This is a genomic window from Mucilaginibacter limnophilus (genome assembly GCF_004005815.1).
In the GTDB taxonomy this organism is placed as follows: Bacteria; Bacteroidota; Bacteroidia; order Sphingobacteriales; family Sphingobacteriaceae; genus Mucilaginibacter; species Mucilaginibacter limnophilus.
In genome coordinates this window covers 415,919-433,959 of record NZ_SACK01000001.1, presented here as the reverse complement: position 1 = coordinate 433,959, position 18,041 = coordinate 415,919, and the positions used below count along the sequence as shown (strand labels likewise).

The 18,041-nt window shown below is 43.0% G+C and carries 19 protein-coding genes; 9 read left to right on the top strand and 10 right to left on the bottom strand.

The features are described 5' to 3' along the window. Positions 1–7 precede the first annotated feature (7 nt). The 4 genes from EOD41_RS01985 to EOD41_RS01970 all read right to left on the bottom strand — a co-directional run bounded on the left by EOD41_RS01985 (position 8) and on the right by EOD41_RS01970 (position 2,815). Positions 8–343 carry a hypothetical protein gene (locus EOD41_RS01985; RefSeq protein ID WP_127703100.1) on the bottom strand — a complete coding sequence of 112 codons (336 nt, stop codon included), beginning with the start codon at positions 341–343 and terminating at the stop codon, positions 8–10. A 102-nt stretch (positions 344–445) separates the two neighbouring features. Beyond that, entirely contained in the window at positions 446–1,342 is an 897-nt protein-coding gene (locus EOD41_RS01980; RefSeq protein ID WP_127703099.1) for a pirin family protein, read from the bottom strand. A gap of 32 nt (positions 1,343–1,374) precedes the next feature. Continuing rightward, complete coding sequence (locus tag EOD41_RS01975) at positions 1,375–2,322, bottom strand: EamA family transporter (RefSeq protein WP_127703098.1); 948 nt, start codon at positions 2,320–2,322, stop codon at positions 1,375–1,377. A 10-nt stretch (positions 2,323–2,332) separates the two neighbouring features. Further along, positions 2,333–2,815, bottom strand: coding sequence for an Lrp/AsnC family transcriptional regulator (locus EOD41_RS01970; protein ID WP_164849863.1), 483 nt, complete (start codon positions 2,813–2,815; stop codon positions 2,333–2,335). 148 nt (positions 2,816–2,963) lie between these two features. Between EOD41_RS01970 and EOD41_RS01965 the strand changes: the two genes are divergently transcribed. Continuing rightward, positions 2,964–4,523, top strand: coding sequence for a CotH kinase family protein (locus EOD41_RS01965; RefSeq protein ID WP_127703097.1), 1,560 nt, complete (start codon positions 2,964–2,966; stop codon positions 4,521–4,523). Positions 4,524–4,568: 45 nt separating this feature from the next. On the opposite strand, the gene EOD41_RS01960 is transcribed toward EOD41_RS01965, so the two are convergent. Together EOD41_RS01960 and EOD41_RS01955 are read right to left on the bottom strand one after the other, a co-directional pair. Then, the gene (locus EOD41_RS01960; protein WP_127703096.1) at positions 4,569–4,919 is read right to left on the bottom strand and encodes a DUF1801 domain-containing protein; all 351 of its coding nucleotides are present in this window, start codon (positions 4,917–4,919) and stop codon (positions 4,569–4,571) included. Further along, on the bottom strand, positions 4,916–5,254 hold the full coding sequence (locus tag EOD41_RS01955; protein WP_127703095.1) for a TfoX/Sxy family protein: 339 nt from the start codon (positions 5,252–5,254) through the stop codon (positions 4,916–4,918). The genes EOD41_RS01960 and EOD41_RS01955 overlap by 4 nt, the downstream gene beginning before the upstream one ends. A gap of 94 nt (positions 5,255–5,348) precedes the next feature. On the opposite strand from EOD41_RS01955, the gene EOD41_RS01950 reads away from it, so the two are divergent. Further along, positions 5,349–6,809 (top strand): PAS domain-containing sensor histidine kinase, encoded by a 1,461-nt coding sequence (locus EOD41_RS01950; protein WP_127703094.1) that lies wholly within the window; start codon positions 5,349–5,351, stop codon positions 6,807–6,809. Here the strand turns inward: EOD41_RS01950 and EOD41_RS01945 are convergent. Further along, entirely contained in the window at positions 6,800–7,405 is a 606-nt protein-coding gene (locus EOD41_RS01945; protein WP_240663131.1) for a TMEM175 family protein, read from the bottom strand. The genes EOD41_RS01950 and EOD41_RS01945 overlap by 10 nt on opposite strands. A gap of 73 nt (positions 7,406–7,478) precedes the next feature. On the opposite strand from EOD41_RS01945, the gene EOD41_RS01940 reads away from it, so the two are divergent. The 5 genes from EOD41_RS01940 to EOD41_RS01920 are packed head-to-tail and all read left to right on the top strand — an operon-like array spanning position 7,479 to position 12,232. After that, positions 7,479–8,891 carry an ATP-binding protein gene (locus EOD41_RS01940; protein WP_127703093.1) on the top strand — a complete coding sequence of 471 codons (1,413 nt, stop codon included), beginning with the start codon at positions 7,479–7,481 and terminating at the stop codon, positions 8,889–8,891. A 20-nt stretch (positions 8,892–8,911) separates the two neighbouring features. After that, positions 8,912–10,570, top strand: a complete 1,659-nt coding sequence (locus EOD41_RS01935) for a response regulator (protein ID WP_127703092.1) — start codon at positions 8,912–8,914, stop codon at positions 10,568–10,570. Between the two features lie 12 nt (positions 10,571–10,582). Next, positions 10,583–10,912, top strand: a complete 330-nt coding sequence (locus EOD41_RS01930; protein ID WP_240663129.1) for a UBP-type zinc finger domain-containing protein — start codon at positions 10,583–10,585, stop codon at positions 10,910–10,912. Between the two features lie 12 nt (positions 10,913–10,924). Continuing rightward, entirely contained in the window at positions 10,925–11,371 is a 447-nt protein-coding gene (locus tag EOD41_RS01925; RefSeq protein ID WP_127703091.1) for a DoxX family protein, read from the top strand. A 54-nt stretch (positions 11,372–11,425) separates the two neighbouring features. Then, the gene (locus EOD41_RS01920; protein ID WP_127703090.1) at positions 11,426–12,232 is read left to right on the top strand and encodes a glycosyltransferase family 2 protein; all 807 of its coding nucleotides are present in this window, start codon (positions 11,426–11,428) and stop codon (positions 12,230–12,232) included. On the opposite strand, the gene EOD41_RS01915 is transcribed toward EOD41_RS01920, so the two are convergent. Next, positions 12,222–14,996, bottom strand: coding sequence for a PAS domain-containing hybrid sensor histidine kinase/response regulator (locus EOD41_RS01915; protein WP_127703089.1), 2,775 nt, complete (start codon positions 14,994–14,996; stop codon positions 12,222–12,224). The genes EOD41_RS01920 and EOD41_RS01915 overlap by 11 nt on opposite strands. A gap of 206 nt (positions 14,997–15,202) precedes the next feature. Here EOD41_RS01915 and EOD41_RS01910 point away from each other — a divergent pair, with 206 nt between their 5' ends. Continuing rightward, positions 15,203–15,604, top strand: a complete 402-nt coding sequence (locus tag EOD41_RS01910; protein WP_127703088.1) for a response regulator — start codon at positions 15,203–15,205, stop codon at positions 15,602–15,604. A gap of 9 nt (positions 15,605–15,613) precedes the next feature. Continuing rightward, on the top strand, positions 15,614–16,816 hold the full coding sequence (locus EOD41_RS01905) for a sugar transferase (protein WP_164849862.1): 1,203 nt from the start codon (positions 15,614–15,616) through the stop codon (positions 16,814–16,816). Positions 16,817–16,827: 11 nt separating this feature from the next. Here EOD41_RS01905 and EOD41_RS01900 read toward each other — a convergent pair whose 3' ends face one another. Continuing rightward, positions 16,828–17,421, bottom strand: coding sequence for a hypothetical protein (locus tag EOD41_RS01900; RefSeq protein WP_127703087.1), 594 nt, complete (start codon positions 17,419–17,421; stop codon positions 16,828–16,830). A 2-nt stretch (positions 17,422–17,423) separates the two neighbouring features. Beyond that, positions 17,424–18,038 (bottom strand): acyltransferase, encoded by a 615-nt coding sequence (locus tag EOD41_RS21190; RefSeq protein WP_127703086.1) that lies wholly within the window; start codon positions 18,036–18,038, stop codon positions 17,424–17,426. Between the last annotated feature and the right edge of the window lie 3 nt (positions 18,039–18,041).

The following is an 18,041-nucleotide window of genomic DNA, read 5'->3' as shown; positions in this document are numbered from 1 at the left end:
TAAAAAATCAAATAGCCCACAACCGGGGCGTATCCCTGAAATGGCTTATCTCTTCAATCACCTGTTCTACTTCCCCACTCGTAAGAGCATTACCTTCCTCGGCTGTGTAAGTAAATAATTTACCCGGCTGCTCAAAAGTAATATGCCCCATATAATTAGGGTTGGTTTGCTTTTGCGCCGCAATGAGATTATTTTCAATAATGGTATGTCCCGGGACGTTCCCTTCCACCCTGAAAATATCGTATATATAAGTCAAAACCGGATGACCATCCATGTGTGCCTCACTATCAGGAACTACTAACAGATGAAGATCAGTCCCTATGTTTATATTGATAGGTTTCATATAAAGTTGTCTGAATGTGTTATAGTATTATTACATGTAGCAACTTATGTTGTTTCTTATTAGTTAAAAAACAATCCTATTAACCACAGAAATAAATCAGGATTATTTGAACTTTAATCCTTTAGCTTCAACAGGTAGCGGGATAAAATCCGTTTCACCCGGCACAGACCCGAACTGCTGATCAAGCCATTTTTGTTTGGCCTCCTCAATCCTTTCACGAGAGGTAGCAACAAAATTCCAGTAAATAAAACGCTCTTCAGGAAAAGGTTCGCCGCCGAAAAAGTAAATAGTGGTATCGGGCGCCATGGTGAATTCACATAATTGGCTGTTTTTAGCTACCAGTAATTCTTTAGGCTGATATGTTTCACTGTCAGTTTTAATACTTCCTTCTAAAATATACAGTCCGCACTCGCCGTAAAGATCATTACCGATTTTAACTGAGCGGCTTCCACTGCCGCTTTTCAATTCTAAAAAGTACAGTTGGCTATACACAGGTACAGGCGACTGCCTTCCCATAATTTCACCGGCTACCAGTTTATACTGTACGCCGTTAAACTCCCAGGTGGGTAACTCGTTTTCTTCTATATGGAAAAATTCAGGCTGCATTTGCTCCAGATGTTTGGGCAGGGCAACCCATATTTGCAAGCCGTGTAAGGTTTTTGACGTGTCACGCAGATAAGCTGGCGTACGCTCAGAATGCACTATACCGCTACCGGCTGTCATCCAGTTTACCTGACCGGGTTTTACTTCCATTTCGGTACCCAGGCTATCCTTGTGCATCACATTTCCTTCAAACAGGTAAGTAAGCGTTGATAAGCCGATATGCGGATGCGGTGCTATGTCAATATTTTGCCCTGGCCCGAGCTGCGCAGGCCCCATATGATCGATAAATATAAACGGGCCTACCATGCGTTTGCTGCTGAAAGGCAACAGACGCCCTACTAAAAAGTTACCAATATCGCGCGGGCGTTCCTCAATTATCAGGCTGATGTTTGACATAGTTATGATCAATTGCTTTTAACAAATGTACTTTATTCTACAGCCAGTTCCGCCTGTTTGGGCTTGCGGTATTTGTCAAGATTGATAAGCAGCACACTAATCAGGATTATTACCAATCCGCCTATTTGCAGCCAGGTAATACTTTCGTTGGCAAATGCCACACCCAAAATAACCGCGATAACCGGGTTAACGTAGGCATAGGTGCTCACCTGTGCTGCAGGTCGCACCTCAAGCAGCCACACATACGCGCTAAAGGCTATTATTGAACCAAAAATTACAAGATAGCCAACCGCATACCACGTTTGCGCCGGTAAAGCATCGAAGCTGAAGCCTTTGAAATCACCATGCATTAAACTGAAAGGAATAAAAGCTACACCTGCCGCAAGCATTTGCCATGCGGTATTTACCGTGGTGCTGTTGCCTGTTGCTTTGTATTTTGAGTACAGTGACCCTGCTGCCCACAGCATCGATCCGACAATGATCACCACGAGATCAGACAAATGAGCGGTTGAATGTTCACCAAGTGCGTTGTCAAGCTGGTCGCTAAAAAGTAGCACCACGCCGCCAAAGCCAATAATGAGTCCAAGTATGGTGAAGACATTGGTAAAATTCGCGCGCCAATGCGATTTGTCTAACAATACAAACCAAACCGGCGCTGCCGATACCAATATGGCAGCTAATGCGCTTGGCACCGTTCTTTCAGCCCATATTAAGGCACCATTACCGCCAAATAACATTAATAACCCGCTAATGGCTGAGTGTATATTAAATTTAAGGTTCCACACCTTTTCCCCTGTAAACAGGCACCATGCCAGCATAATTCCGCCTGAAAGTATAAAACGGGTAGCACCCAATACAAGCGGCGGCATGTGCTTAATACCCATTTGTATAAAAAAGTAGGTAGATCCCCAAACCACATATACAAGGGCAAAAGCGATAACTACCAGTAAAGTTGAGGGATGTTTAGTTGAGGCTGACATAGATGTAAATTTATTTTTCGGGTATCACTAATTGCTGCTGTTCTTTCACTGTTTCCAGCACAATGGTGGTACGGGTACTCATCATATTGGGTATTACAGCAAAGCGGGTTCGCATAATTTCCATCAGCGAAGCTGAATCATAAGTACGTATTTTAACCAGGTAACAATCGTCGCCGGCTACATGGTGCACCTCCTGCACTTCAGGTATTTTGGCCAGTTCATCGGTAACAACGCTATCGCAACCGGGCCCAACATTAGCTTTTATAAAAATGAAGGCCAATAGTTTTTGCTGCAGCGCATTAGGGTTAATGCGTGTGGTATATTGCTGTATCACATTTTTCTGCTCAAGTTTTTTCACCCGCTCTAAAACTCCTGATGGCGCCATACCCAATTCACGCGCCATATCAGCATTTGACATGCGGGCATTCTCTTGTAAAAGGCGAAGAATGTGCAGGTCCGTCTTATCTAAAGAAAATTCATTTTCTAAAATCATTCTGCAATTTAGAAGTATTAATGAATATAATTCAAATAAAAATATATTTTAATGAATATAATTCTTTAAAACAGCTTTTTACTGCTGACATGTTAATTCAATGTTAATTAATTATATTTGGAACAAATCAATTATAAACCCTGATTAAATGTTATTGAGAAGAACCTTACTCTGCTTTTTACTGGCAGCAACTGTATGGAGTTGTAAAAAAGAATCTAAGATTGTCGATCCTCCAATTACAGAGGATCCTACTGACAGCGCCGCACTCACGTCAGTAGTTATAGAAGCAAAAAACAACGCCGGCAAAGTTTCAGCCAATGTAACCGCCACAATTGTCGGTAACGAGATAAGCGCCGTTGTGCCCATACTATCGAACAATAAAAAGTTCGCTATCACCTTTACCACTTTAGCCGAAGGCACTATAGTAAAAGGAAACGACACCACCCTTACCAGCGGAAGCACAGTTACTGATTTCAGCAAGCCTGTAACCTATACGCTAACCACCCCTAAAGGCGCTACAAGGACCTATAAATTCAAAATAAAAAACTTTACTGGTGTCCCTATCTTTTACCTTACCACAAGCGGACCGGTAGTATCAAAAGATAATTATGTTACCGGCACACTGGTAATAAACCCAAATGCTGATTTTGAACAAACAAAGAATAACATATCCCTGCAGATAAAAGGCCGCGGTAACAGCACCTGGACCATGCCCAAAAAACCATACCGGCTTAAGTTTGACAGCAAAGCCTCGGTTTTGGGTTTACCCGAAGCGAAGAACTGGGTACTGCTGGCCAACTATTCGGATAAAACCTTACTGCGTACCAGTATAGCATTTGACCTGGGCGCTAAACTTGGCGGTGATTTCACTCCAAAGGGACGCCATGTTGAGGTGGTTATGAACGGTGAATACCTTGGCAGTTACCTGTTAACATCGCAGGTAGAAGTGCATGAAAACAGGATAAACATCAAGGAGCTTGATGAAGATGATAATTCGGCAGATAAGATAACCGGCGGCTATTTGCTTGAGTGGGATGAAAGGCTTGACGAGGCGGTATGGTTCCGCACCGAAATAGCAAACGCTCCGTTTACCATTAAATCGCCCGAAGATATTACAGATGCGCAGCTTGCCTACATTAAAGGCTACATTCAGGATACTGAGAATACGTTGTTCAGCGACAATTTTAAAGATCCTGTAAATGGTTACGTTAAATACATCAATGTCGATTCGTTTATTAACTGGTACATTGTACAGGAACTGATGAAAAATCAGGATGCCATGAGTTTCAGCAGCATCTACTTTTATAAAGACCGCGGCGGCAAGCTTTCAATGGGTCCTCTTTGGGATTTTGATCTGGCCGCAGGCAATGTGGATTACTCAGACGCTGTAAACCCAACAGGTTGGTGGATCAGGTCGGGGCCATGGTTTGGTCGTTTGTTTCAGGACCCGGTCTTTCGTACAAAGGTTAAAACCCGCTGGAATGCTATAAAAGGAAAAGAACTGGCCGGTATTAATGCCTCAATAGACAGCACGGTAAATTACATCAACCTGTCGCAACAGCAAAACTTTGTGAAGTGGCCTATTCTAAACCAAAAAGTATGGCCAAACCCGGTAGTAATGGGCACTTACCCTAAAGAGGTCGACCGTGTAAAAACATGGCTGGCGCAACGCGCGGCATGGCTCGACGGCCAGTTTAACAGTATGTAATATTAGTTCGCCCGTAGCTGACCAAATGGGGGCAGTTACGGGCGATCATTTATAGAACGTTAGCGCAATATCCAGTACAGATTTGATTTCGCTTAAAGGTATGTCACAATTAGCATCAATGTTAATTACTTTCATACGTTTCCTGTCGCCCTGCATCAACAAAGGGTGATCAATCCGCCCGCCTTCAACAACTCCGATATACGGCTGGGATGTTTGTTTATCAACCCATAAATAACAAAACATTTTACCATTATAGCAATAGAATGGCATACTATATTTCCACTCTTCTGTTATGCGCGGATTATAATTAAGCAGTATCTCACGCAAAGCCTGCAGGCAGCTTTTTACCGGCTCTTCTTTATTAAGAAAAAAATCGTCAATTGGGCGAAGTGTCATTTCTTTTTAGATGATTTGGCAATCTTGTTATATTCAAGCGCTAATGATATCCAATAATTAAAGTCCGCTTTATTTTGCATGGTTTCAGGCGCTATAAACACATATCCCTTCATCACCCGGCCGTTATGTATCATTTGTTGAACGCCCGGTTTTTCTAATTCGTTATGATAGCTGTTAGGGTTTAAACGGCACATAATATCTTCCCGGCGAACGCATACACACATCTTATCATCAACCAAAAAACATACGCCGCCAAACATAGCCTTTTCTTCAATGCCCGGTATATCGGCAAGTGCTTCCCGTACGCGATTCAACAATTCATGGTTTGCAGCCATATTTTTAAGCAATATATTAAATTATTAATCACAAAATGTTTTAAGCTATATTAAATGTTAATGCCTATTGTATATTTGTTATACATACTACCCAATGGATTTGCCACACCTAAATGAGCTTGAAACGCTGCGCGCGTTAATTGCCGAATCGCCTATCCCTATCGGCCTGTACGTAGGGCCCGAAATGCACATTGCTGTAGTTAATAAAGCAATACTGCAAACGTGGGATCGGGATGAGAGCGTGATTGGCAAAACTTTTCATGACGCGCTGCCGGAATTGAATTCCCAACCATTTGAAAAACTACTCGAGCAGGTATATTCTACCGGCGTTGCTTACCATGCAAGCGAAGACCGTGTTGACCTGGTAGTAGGCGGCAAACTACAGATATTCTATTTCAACTTCACTTATCAGCCATTAAAATATAAAAACGGAAAAGTTTGGGGCATATTAAACACCGCTACGGATGTTACCGCGCAGGTTATGGCCCGGCAAAAACTTGTTGAGGCAGAAGAACGCCTGAGGCTTGCCCTTGACTCTGCCGACCTTGGCACCTGGAGTATTAATGCACATACCAAGAAAACATTTCCATCGGCACGTACAAAAGAGCTTTTTGGTTTTGAGTCCGACGAAGAAATGTCGTTTGAAGCATCGATAAATGCAGTTGCCGAAGATTACCGGGACAAAGTGATTGCTACTATTGACAGGGCTTTTACCGAAGGTGGCAGTTATGATACCGAATATCCGATTATAAACGTCCGCAACGGCAAACAGCGCTGGGTACGCTCAACAGGAAAGGTTTATTATGATGCCGATAACAAGCCCAACAATTTTTCGGGCGTAATAATGGACATTACCGACCGTAAAGAAGAAGAAATACGTAAAAACGACTTCATTGCCATGGTTAGCCATGAACTGAAAACACCGTTAACCTCTATAAAGTCATACATACAGATATCACTGATAAAAGTTAAAAAGCAGGGCGACGAATTTTTGGAAAACGCGCTTAGCAAGGCCGACAAGCAAATTGTTAAGATGACCAAAATGATACGCGGTTTTCTTGATCTTGCAAAGCTGGAATCAGGAAAGATCAGCATTCAGCCCGAGCAGTTTGATATTGAGCTACTGGTAAAAGAAACGGTGAACGATATTCAATTCATTAGCGACAGCCACTTTTTTGAGGTGACAGGATGCGGCCCGTTGATGGTGAATGCCGACAGATATAAGATTGGTCAGGTGATTGAAAATTTCTTGAGCAATGCAATGAAATACTCACCTAAAGAAACAATCATAGAAGTTAAATGCAACGTTGCTGATAACCATGCGGTAGTTTCTGTAGTGGATAAAGGCATCGGCGTAAAGCAAAAAGATCAGGAAAAGCTGTTTAACCGCTTTTATCGTGTCGATAACGATATTATTAAAAATGTAGCCGGTTTCGGGATAGGCTTATATATTGCTGGCGAGATCATCCAGCTGCATAATGGCAGGATATGGGTGGAAAGCGAAGAGTTTGAAGGCGCGATATTCTCGTTTAGCTTGCCACTTGCTCAGGCATGATTATTTTCGTTTGTATGATCGGTAAGCTTGCGCTCAATTCTTCTGTCGGGTATCAGCCATATAGCCGCCACTACAAAGTACAAACCCAGTCCAATCCACGGATGAATAAATGAAGCGGCAATAGCTGAAGCATAAATACCTATAGAAATCTTACCTTTCCCATCATTGCCGAACGCATCTGCCAGTAATGAATTTTCCCCATGATGCTTTATTAACAAATAGGCCAGTATTGAATAAGCAATAGCGTTCATTATCAGCACAAATCCATACATAATTACAGGCAGTTGCGCAAAATGGTTCTCTCCCATCCAGGCGGTAACAAACGGTATTAACGACAGCCAGAACAACAGATGCAGGTTAGCCCAAAGTATAGCGCCATTAACCGAACGCGCCGCATGCAGCATATGGTGATGATTATTCCAGTAAATACCAACATACATAAAGCTTAGTACATAGCTTATCATTACAGGGATGATAGGCTGCAAAGCAGAAAGTTCGGTACTGTGCGGCACTTTCAGTTCCAACACCATAATGGTTATTATGATTGCAATAACGCCATCGCTGAAGGCTTCAAGCCGCCCTTTTGTAATGCCCATAGTTCGCTCAATAGTTTATATGATGTAATTATAAAAAAACTAAGCTATTTTTACCAATATTAGCCATACTATCATGAACAATACAGTAGATAAAACTGTCACAGTTGAGCAGCTAAAGGCCATTGAAACCATCAGCGATGTACCTGACGATCAGTTGCAATGGTTTTTAGATGCAAGCACCATACAGGAAGCCAAGGCCGGCGAACGGGTATTTGAAGCAGGCGAAACTATGGATCGCACCTTTGTTATACTGGAAGGCCGTTTCAGGATTTGTATGATGCAGGGCGGCAAAATACGTGAAGTGGCCGACTTTGGTCCGGGTACTATTACCGGTTACCTGCCTTTCTCACGCGGTAAAAAAACCATTGGTTACGGCGAATGTACGGAGGATATGGTTGCGCTGGTTTGCCACATGCAGAATATGAGGGAAGGCATACAGAAACATTATGAGCTTACCGAGGCACTGGTGCATATTATGACCACCCGTGTGCGTGAGTTTACTGCCATACAGCAGCAAAATGAAAAAATGATGGCGTTGGGTAAGCTTTCGGCGGGTTTGGCGCATGAGTTGAATAATCCTGCGGCGGCAATAGTTCGCAATACATCATCGCTAAAAGAGCAACTGAAACAACTGCCCGAGTTATTTAAAGAAATAGCTGCCATAAAAATGGATATGCGTGAAATAAAGCCTGTTAAGCAGTACATTACTGAGGTTGTTCAAAGGCCCGAAAAACCATCGTTAAGCATGATGCAGCGTGCCGACCTTGAAGATGAACTGATGGACTGGCTGGAAGATCACGAAATTACCGATTACAGCATGGCCGAAACACTGGCCGATATGGGTTTCAGTATTGAAGATCTGGAAAAGCTACGTGGCATGATAGCCGTTGACTGCATTGCACCAATACTTGCCTGGATAAACAACAATCTGATAACCGGCAAACTGGTTGACGATATACAGGAAGCGGCACGCAGGATATCAGAACTGGTAGGTTCGGTAAAAACTTTCACCCACATGGACAGGGATGCCGATAAGCAACCGATAGACATACATGCAGGCATACAAAACACCCTAAAAATGCTTGACTACAAGCTAAAGAAAGGAAACATCACACTAAAAGAAGATTTTGCTGCTGACTTGCCAAAGATTAAGGTAATGCCCGGCGAAATGAACCAGGTATGGACTAACCTGATTGATAATGCTGTTGACGCTATGGAAATCAGCGGCAGCGGCACATTGCGCATATCAACACGCAGAGACGGCGATTTTGTGCAAGTGCTCATAGTTGACGACGGGCCCGGAATACCTGAAGAAATAAAACCGAGGATATTCGACCCGTTTTTTACCACCAAAGAAATGGGCAAAGGTACCGGCATGGGGCTTGATGTGGTGAGCCGCATTATCAGGCAGCATAACGGCACTATAAAAGTAAAATCAAAACCCGGCGAAACCGAATTTGAGGTATGTTTGCCGCTAAATAACTAAACATCTACTTTCACACAAATATGGATCAGCCCATTATATTTTTAATAGATGACGATCAGCAGGTATTGCGTGCCATTAACCGTGACCTTAGAGCACGGTACAGGCAGGAGTATAAAATATTAAGCACAGCATCGGCCCAGGAAGCACTTGACAGTTTGCTCGAACTAAAGAACAAAGGCGAAGTGGTGGCCATGTTCATATCAGACCAGCGCATGCCACAAATGGACGGCGTTGACTTTTTGTGTCGGGCAATCAATTACTTTCCTGATGCAAAAAGGGTTTTGCTTACAGCTTATTCAGATACCGAAGCCGCCATAAAGGCAATTAATGATGTTAAGCTTGATTACTATCTAACCAAGCCGTGGGATCCGCCTGAAGAAAAACTGTACCCGGTTATAGACGACCTGCTTGATGACTGGCATGGCAGTTATAAACCCGCTTTTAAGGGGATAAAAGTGCTGGGCTACCAGTTTTCGCCAAAATCGCATGAGGTAAAAGAGTTTTTGTCGGGCAACCTTGTGCCCTATTTATGGCTCGACATGAACGAAGAAGAAGGCCGCAGGCTTTGCAGTGTGAACCATTTGGTGCCTAAAGACTTCCCGGTAATATTCTTTGAAGACGGTACTATCATAAAAAACCCTTCGATAATTGATGTGGCAGGTAAAATAGGCCTTAACCCACGGGTGAAGAACGATATTTACGACGTAGCCATAATCGGTGCTGGTCCGGCGGGATTGGCGGCATCGGTTTACGGAGCTTCTGAAGGATTAAAAACTTTACTGATAGAACGTCACTCACCCGGCGGACAGGCAGGCACAAGCTCTCGTATAGAAAATTACCTCGGCTTCCCCAGTGGCCTTAGCGGTGCGGACCTTACCCGCCGTGCTATTACGCAAGCAACACGCTTCGGTACCGAATTTTTATCGCCGCAAACGGTAAAACAAATAAAAATTAAAGAAGGCTACCGCACCATTGTACTGAACGACGGCAGCGAGATAAATGTAAAGGCCATTATCATAACCACCGGTGTTGACTACCGTAAGCTGGAAACACAGGGTATAAATGACTTTACCGGGGCAGGCATTTACTACGGTGCTGCCAATACTGAAGCCGCCATGTGTAAAGATAAAAGCGTTTACATAGTGGGCGGCGGTAACTCGGCCGGGCAGGCCGCCATGTACCTGTCTAAATTTGCAAAACAGGTGTGCATATTGGTGCGTAAGGATGATCTTTCCGCAACCATGTCGGCATATCTGATTGACCAGATCAATGGCGTAGAAAATATCTGCATAAAAGGGAAGAGCGAAATTATTGAAGCCAAAGGTGCAAGTCAGTTGCAACAATTGATTATCCGGAATATCGATAGCGGTGAAACAGAAACGGTTGATGCTGACGCCTTGTATATATTTATTGGCGCAAAACCTTATACCGAATGGCTGGGTAGCGAGATAATAAAAGATGGTAAGGGCTTTATTGAAACCGGCCGTGAACTGAACCGTTACAACGAGTTTGACAAGGTTTGGAAACGAGACCGCGACCCATACCTGCTTGAAACCAGTTGCCCCGGTATTTTTGCCGCAGGCGATGTACGTGCAGGAGCCATGAACCGTGTGGCTTCAGCTGTAGGTGAAGGCTCAATGGCCATTAGTTTTGTACATAAATATTTAGCGGAAGTTTAACCGGCAAGGTGCGTGGAGCGAGGCGGATGGAGTAAACCGCCCTTCGCCATACGCCTTGCTCCACCCAAAACCATGAAAGAGGAAACCTGCGAACACATCCGTCAAGTTACCGAGGTAACTATAGGCGACGAGTACCTGTGTGAAGAATGTATGAAAGTAGGCGGCACCTGGGTTCACCTGCGTACCTGCCAAACCTGCGGCGTAACCTTGTGCTGCGACACATCTCCCGCGCAACATATGACAGCGCATTACCATGCAACGGGCCACCCGGTTATAGCCTCGGCCGAGCCCGGCGAACGCTGGCTTTGGTGTTATCCCGACGAACAAATTGCGCGTTATTGATATTTATATAGCATGAAACCGCTGATTGTACTTATAACTGCTTTTTTGCTCGGGCTTGCAGCCATGTGGCTGTTCGGATGGGGCGGCGGGTACAAACTGGCCATGCGCATAGGCATGTCGGGCATGCTTTTGTTTACAGCGATGGGGCATTTCGCTTTTACAAAAGGCATGATGATGATGTTGCCTAATATAGTTCCGTACAAAAAAGCCTTGGTTTATATTACCGGTTTTATTGAGATAGTAGCTGCAATCGGCCTACTTGCGCCGGGTTACGAAAAGATTACCGGCTGGGCGCTTATTGTATTCTTTATCCTGATACTTCCTGCTAACATTTATGCCGCTGTAAAAAATGTAAATTATCAAACAGGCACATACAATGGCGCCGGGCGAAATTATTTATGGTTCAGGGTACCGTTGCAAGTGCTTTTTATAGCGTGGACACATATAAGTATTAATTAAACGCATCTAAATACACACCAAAACCGTAAACATAGCATCTAACTTAATACAGGCATGAAATCTGTTTTTATACCGAAATACATACAGCAATATCTTAATAAAGACCACTCTGAAGCTAACTTTCAAAAAATAAGAGCTGCGTATGCTCGGCTGTCAAAAGATAAAGAGCCTGAAGTATCGGTAGTAATGCCTGCCTATAACGAAGAAGAAAATATCGTTCAAACGCTGTCGTCGCTTTGCCATAACGAAACCTCACGCGCGGTTGAGATATTAGTTGTAAACAATAACTCGAAGGACAAAACCGAAGAACTGATAAAAGCCTGCGGCGTAAACTATATATTGGAAACCACCCAGGGTATTACCCCTGCCCGTAATTGCGGACTGGCAAAAGCCCGCGGTAAGTACATTTTAAATGCTGATGCCGATACCATTTATCCAAAAGACTGGATTGAAGAAATGGTAAAGCCGCTGGCCAACAACGATAAGGTTGCCATTACATATGGTATATTCTCATTTATCCCTATTGGTAGTACTGGCCGGATCACTTACTATTTTTATGAATGGTTTGCCGAACTGACACGCTTTTATAATACAAAGTTTAAAAGCCAGGCGGTAAATGTGTATGGGTTTAACTCCGGTTTCCGTAAAGAGCAGGGCTTACAGGTTGATGGCTTTAACCATCCGCCGGGCACTAACGAAGATGGCTATCTGGCATTAAAACTAACGGGTAAGGGCTTTGGAAAAATGCACCGCGTATCGGGCTCAAATGCTATTGTATGGACGACCGACAGGCGCATACAAATAGACGGCGGCCTTTGGAAAGGTACCTGGAAACGCTTAAAACGGGTATTTAATTTGTAGCCTGCGGTTCAAACGCCGAAGGGTGATCAGCTTTTAGCTGCGCTTTTACTTTGTTCAGTTTTTCATCAAGCTCTTCAACAAGCGCCTGCGGATTATCTGAGGCCTTCAGTTCCAATGCACGAACCACATCTTTTAGTGATTCAACACCCATATTCCCTACTGTCGATTTAAGTTTATGCGCAAGTTGTGATACAGTTTCCCAGTTGCCTTGCGCGGCAGCCTCCTTCAGTTTGTCAACATCCTGGCTTGTAACATCGCAAAACATCAGTATCATTTTATTTACAAACGATTCGTTGTTCTTGCTTATCGTTTCGATCATTGTCAGATCGTATAGTTTTTCACTGCCTTCCATAGGGGTACTTTCAGGGGTTTGCTTAACTTCTTCGTTTTCTTCTTTCTCAGGTTCGGCAGTTATAACTTCAATCCGATCAGGTTGTTTTGGCCAGTTGCCCAAATGTAATATATCGGGGCCCTCGCTTTTCCTTAAAACATCAGTGATCTTTTTGAAAAGATCTTCCTCAGTATAAGGCTTCATAACACAATCGTTCATCCCCGCATCTTTATAATACTGGCTATCACCTTTTAGAGCGTTTGCAGTAAAAGCAATGATAGGCACATCACGGTGTTGTTCGGGCTCAAACTGCCTGATATGACGTGTAGCAGTAATGCCATCCATTTCGGGCATTTGTATATCCATCAGCACTACATCATAATCTTCATCCTTCACTCTTTCAACCGCCTCGGCACCATTGCTCACAATATCAACTACACATCCCCATGATTCGAGCACATTCCGTACCAGAAACTGGTTAAGCTCAACATCCTCGGCAACCAGTATCTTCCTGTCACGAAGCAACTCCGGATCAATCACATCATCTTCTTCACCCTGCTTTTGCATATAGCTTAACCCTTTTTTATAGGTGAGGCTGAATATAAACTCGGTACCCTGGTTAAGTTTGCTATGCACCTTAATGTGCCCGCCCTGCATTTCAACAAGGCTTTTACATATGGATAGCCCGAGCCCGGTACCGCCGTACTTGCGGCTCATATGGCTTGATCCCTGCACAAACGAATCAAATATCACCGGCAACCTGTCTGGACTGATACCTATACCTGTATCTTTTACCGAAAACTCCAGCAATACCTTATCATTAGCATTATACAGCAATGATGCCGAAACGGTGATGTCTCCTTTTTTGGTGAACTTGATGGAATTGTTAATCAGGTTCGACAGTATCTGTGCAAAACGGTATTGGTCGCCTATTACCACAAACTCGTCGGGCAGGCGGTTATTTAGTATCAGCGACAGGTCTTTTTCTTTTGACTTATACTGAAACAACTGCAGAGTACGCGCAATTTTGTTGCTGATGTTGAACGGCTTGCTTTCTAGTTCCAACTTACCCGAGCTTATCTTTTCGATATCAAGAATATCATTTACTATGGTAAGCAAATTTTTAACCGACTCGGAGATCATCCGCGTATAGCCTAACTGTTGTTCGTTTAGTTCGGTTTTTGAAAGCAACATATTCAGGCCAAGGATACCATTCATCGGCGTGCGTATCTCGTGGCTCATGTTGGCCAGGAATATCTCTTTAGCTCGAGCGGCGCTTTCAGTAGTCACTTTGGCGGCACGAAGCTCTTTCTCAATTTTAATACGGTCGGTAATATCCTGCGCAAAACCAATAACATACGGCGCGTTTGAGTCGTCGCCGGCAAGGTGCCCCTGGTAATGCAGATATAAAATGCTGCCGTTTTTATGCACCACCCGGCTAATGCCTTTTACCGTGCCTTGAGTGCGTACTTTGTCGAGATAGTCGTGTTGTATTTTATTGCGGTCGTAAACCGGAAGTATGTTACGAATATTATTATTAGTTACCTCCTCTTCGGTATAGCCGAGTGTATTGCTGATAGCCGGATTTACCGAACGAAGGTTTCCGCGCATATCATGCGTATAAATAAGCGCGGTACCAAAATTGTAAAGGTCTTTATATTTTTTTTCGTTGATGATCAGCTTCTCTTCGGCTAGTTTACGGTCGGTGATATCCAAGCCATAACCAATCACAAACTTTACATGGTTATCCTCATCAAGCAGCGGATACATATTCCGCAAATGATAGCTCTCACTTCCATCAGCATTAGGCACTTTTTCTTCCCAGGTTTTTAGCTTGCGCGTTTTTACAACCTCGTTAAAATAGGCATGGCGTTCTTGTGCCAAACTTTCCGGCCGGTTGGTAAGCCAGCAAAAATCTTCATCCTTCAAGCCAATAAGCCGCTCACGCAATGCCCTATCTTTTATAGCCGTATGGCTGATAAAAACATATCGGTGCTGATTATCATACACCACCACATCGGCAGGTATCTGGTTCAGCACATCTTCATAAAAATCAAGCTTGCCTTTTAAAATTCCTTTTGAATTTACATTTGATGAGATATCAGGCGGCGCTATACCCTTCAGGGTATTGCCTGCAAATAAAAACTGCCCGGTGGCTTCAAGATACTCAAGCTGCCCCTGAAATTTTATATCGCCATTGTTTAAAGGCAGCAGGCTGATAAATTGTCCGGTAAGGTCAACCAGGTCGTTATAGGTAACCTGTGTTTTACCGCCCACAGTAAACATGGCTGTAAAATCTTTACGCCCGGCAATACCTGCAAGTACGTTATTATAAGCAGCGCCACAGGCATCGATGCCTAACTCATTGTTAAGCAATATATAATATGGAAATATCCTATTAAGCTGTTCAGTATTAAATATAAAATGAGACAAATTCACTTAGCGCGCCGGATATTAGTTGAGTGATTAAAATAACAAATAATTTATTTAATACTATAATTCAAACTTTTTTGTTGCATAAAAATCTTTGTTTGCAAACATATTTACTCCAAATTACGTAATAAAGCTACTGTGCAAACATGTGCTAAAAATTGTTCATAATTATTTTAATATAAAACCCCATAACGGTACTTTCGCTTATGGCCTTTAGTAATACACACCCCACCAAAATACTTGTAGTAGAGGACGATCCGTATATGCAGATCATTCTGCAGGAATTCCTGAGCTCAAGTTATGACGTAAAGATATGCTCGAACGGCATGGAAGCGCTTGCATTTTTGCAGGACGGCAATATCCCTAATCTTATTTTATCTGACTACAACACGCCGCAGCTTACCGGCCTTGAACTGATTGACCAGGTAAAATCGAGCGACTTTTTTAACACGATACCAATTATGATACTTTCGGGCGAGGAAAGCTCGGAAAAACGTATAAAATGCCTTGACGCGGGCGCCGAAGACTTTATTGTAAAGCCTTTTAACCCGGCCGAACTTGCATCGAGGATAAAAGTTGTTTTAAGGCGCGTAGGCCGAACTTTATAATATTTATATATGACTGATACCGGCGCACAACATAGCGGGCAAATTATAGCTCTTGTACATTGCGACGATGAAGTGGCAGCTTTTTTTGAAAGCCTGCAACTTGAGCAGCGCACATTGCAGCGTTTTGAGAATGCTATTGAGCTTGTTAACACCTGGACTGAGCAAAACCTTAACATTGTAGCTGTTATATCGCAAAGCGAGGTAATGGCGCCGGCAGGTGTGCCTTTGCTTGAAACGCTGAAGAAGAAAAAACTAAACAACGTTCCTTTCTTCCTTGTGGTATCACACCTTAGCGCGAACCTGCGTAAGCTGGCGCTTGAGGCCGGGGTACTCGACGTTTTCTGGCAGCCGCTTAGCGCCCGGAATGTTGAAACACGCGTAAACTTTTTAATCGACAGATGGGGTAACCTAAAAACTAATCTGACGGCTAAAACACCTACAATAAAGAAAACACCTGTAGGTAAACGCATTTTTGATGTTTTGTTTGCCGGAACTATTTTGCTGCTGCTGTCGCCGCTGTTCTTATTGATTTATATAGCTATTAAGCTTGAATCGCGCGGGCCGGCGTTCTATTATTCGTTACGTGTGGGTACGGGTTATCATGTATTTAAGTTTTATAAGTTCAGGTCGATGTACGTGAATGCCGACCAGCGTATAAAAGACCTTCAGCACCTTAACCAATACAGTATTGATGCACAGAGCAAGCAAACCAAAAGCGAAGAAGATAACACAAACTACCTGTGCGCGCAATGCGCCCCTACAGGCAAATGCCAGTTTCCGGTACATGCCGATAAGGTAACCTGGTGCGAAAAACAGTATATCGATTCGAAAAAAGCAGGCGGCGAATCTGCCTTCTTTAAGATAAAGAACGACCCGCGTATCACCAAGGTTGGCAACTTTATACGCAACACCAGTATCGACGAGTTACCACAGCTTTGGAACGTAATAAAGGGCGACATGAGCATAGTAGGCAACCGTCCGCTTCCTTTATATGAAGCCGAAAAGTTAACTACCGACAAGTATGCCCTGCGTTTCGCTGCTCCGGCAGGCATTACCGGCCTGTGGCAGGTTGAAAAACGCGGCAAAGGTGAAATGAGCGAGGAAGAACGCCTGATGCTGGATAACTACTATGCCGAAAACCACAGCATCTGGAATGACGCCAGGGTTATTTTAAAAACCATACCGGCGTTATTGCAGAAGGAGAAGGTTTAATAATTTACGGATTATAAAACCATATAATCCGTATAAAACTTAATCGACTGAAGTTTATTTTGCTTAAAAGTATAGGTATGTATTATACCTTCAAGAGCTGATTTTAAATTAATCACATTTATGCTATTGTTAGGTGTTCTGGCAAAAAACAGCTGAAGAAATTTTTGCTTATCCATTCCAACATGAACCCTGTTTTTTAAAAAAATTACAGAATCTGATATTTCACCTCTAATTATCATAACTCGGTTATCATCATCTTCATCCTCAATCAACAACTTAACGTAACTTTTTCCTTCATGTAGTTGATATCCTCTTACAATCTCATTTGTTAATTGATTTTTAAGATAAATATCTTTGTAATTAAATTTTAAGTTCGCTGCCTTAAACTGCGCAAAACTTTTGTGCTTCCCAAAAGGATAAAATAGAAAACCAGATTCAGACACGATATTTAAGGTGTCATTTGATATATTAAGTTCATTCAATTGCAAAACATTTTTCGCAGCGCTTTCTAAGCTTTCTTTTAAAAGGTTCGAAGTATCTTGGCCTTTTGTTATTGTAGGCAGGCAAAATGTTGATATTATTACGATATAAGAATATAATTTCATTATTAAACTCTTACCCAATCGTTAAGCTCAAAATCAAACTTTTTTATCACTTTGGCGGGATTACCTACTGCTACTGAGTAAGGCGGGATATCTTTGGTAACCACTGCTCCGGCAGCTATTACACTGTGCTTACCTATTGTTACGCCTGAGGTAATCACTGAGTTTGCTGCTATCCAGCAGTCATCTTCCACTACTATCGGTGCCACCAGTATTTTTTGGGCATGAATAGGCTGGTTAACGTCACGGTATTCGTGATTTAAGCCGCTTGCTACTATGTTTTGGGCGAAGATCACATTGTTGCCGATAGTTACCGGGCCAATTATCACATTACCCATACCAACAAGCGAGTTACTGCCTATAAAAACGTCGCCAACGCCATTATTAATGGTGCAAAAGTCTTCAATAGTTGAACCTTCGCCAAGTTCAAAGCGATTAAAAGGCAGTACATCCATTCGGGTGTAACGTCGTACTTTTGAACCTTTGCCCCGTTTATGAATAAACGGATTTACAAACCACTTTACCCAAAGCCTCGGACGTGCCTCTCCCGTTGGGATAAGCATCCAGTGTACCAGCTTTTTTAGCTTCGGGTTGTTTTTTATGTTTTCTTTTAAAGACATTAG

Excerpts from the sequence above, each read along its gene's own strand:
- EOD41_RS01985 (WP_127703100.1), bottom strand. The coding sequence starts at position 343 with ATGAAACCTATCAATATAAACATAGGGACTGATCTTCATCTGTTAGTA.
- EOD41_RS01980 (WP_127703099.1), bottom strand. The coding sequence starts at position 1,342 with ATGTCAAACATCAGCCTGATAATTGAGGAACGCCCGCGCGATATTGGT.
- EOD41_RS01975 (WP_127703098.1), bottom strand. The coding sequence starts at position 2,322 with ATGTCAGCCTCAACTAAACATCCCTCAACTTTACTGGTAGTTATCGCT.
- EOD41_RS01970 (WP_164849863.1), bottom strand. The coding sequence starts at position 2,815 with ATGATTTTAGAAAATGAATTTTCTTTAGATAAGACGGACCTGCACATT.
- EOD41_RS01965 (WP_127703097.1), top strand. The coding sequence starts at position 2,964 with ATGTTATTGAGAAGAACCTTACTCTGCTTTTTACTGGCAGCAACTGTA.
- EOD41_RS01960 (WP_127703096.1), bottom strand. The coding sequence starts at position 4,919 with ATGACACTTCGCCCAATTGACGATTTTTTTCTTAATAAAGAAGAGCCG.
- EOD41_RS01955 (WP_127703095.1), bottom strand. The coding sequence starts at position 5,254 with ATGGCTGCAAACCATGAATTGTTGAATCGCGTACGGGAAGCACTTGCC.
- EOD41_RS01950 (WP_127703094.1), top strand. The coding sequence starts at position 5,349 with ATGGATTTGCCACACCTAAATGAGCTTGAAACGCTGCGCGCGTTAATT.
- EOD41_RS01945 (WP_240663131.1), bottom strand. The coding sequence starts at position 7,405 with ATGGGCATTACAAAAGGGCGGCTTGAAGCCTTCAGCGATGGCGTTATT.
- EOD41_RS01940 (WP_127703093.1), top strand. The coding sequence starts at position 7,479 with ATGAACAATACAGTAGATAAAACTGTCACAGTTGAGCAGCTAAAGGCC.
- EOD41_RS01935 (WP_127703092.1), top strand. The coding sequence starts at position 8,912 with ATGGATCAGCCCATTATATTTTTAATAGATGACGATCAGCAGGTATTG.
- EOD41_RS01925 (WP_127703091.1), top strand. The coding sequence starts at position 10,925 with ATGAAACCGCTGATTGTACTTATAACTGCTTTTTTGCTCGGGCTTGCA.
- EOD41_RS01920 (WP_127703090.1), top strand. The coding sequence starts at position 11,426 with ATGAAATCTGTTTTTATACCGAAATACATACAGCAATATCTTAATAAA.
- EOD41_RS01910 (WP_127703088.1), top strand. The coding sequence starts at position 15,203 with ATGGCCTTTAGTAATACACACCCCACCAAAATACTTGTAGTAGAGGAC.
- EOD41_RS01905 (WP_164849862.1), top strand. The coding sequence starts at position 15,614 with ATGACTGATACCGGCGCACAACATAGCGGGCAAATTATAGCTCTTGTA.
- EOD41_RS01900 (WP_127703087.1), bottom strand. The coding sequence starts at position 17,421 with ATGAAATTATATTCTTATATCGTAATAATATCAACATTTTGCCTGCCT.
- EOD41_RS21190 (WP_127703086.1), bottom strand. The coding sequence starts at position 18,038 with ATGTCTTTAAAAGAAAACATAAAAAACAACCCGAAGCTAAAAAAGCTG.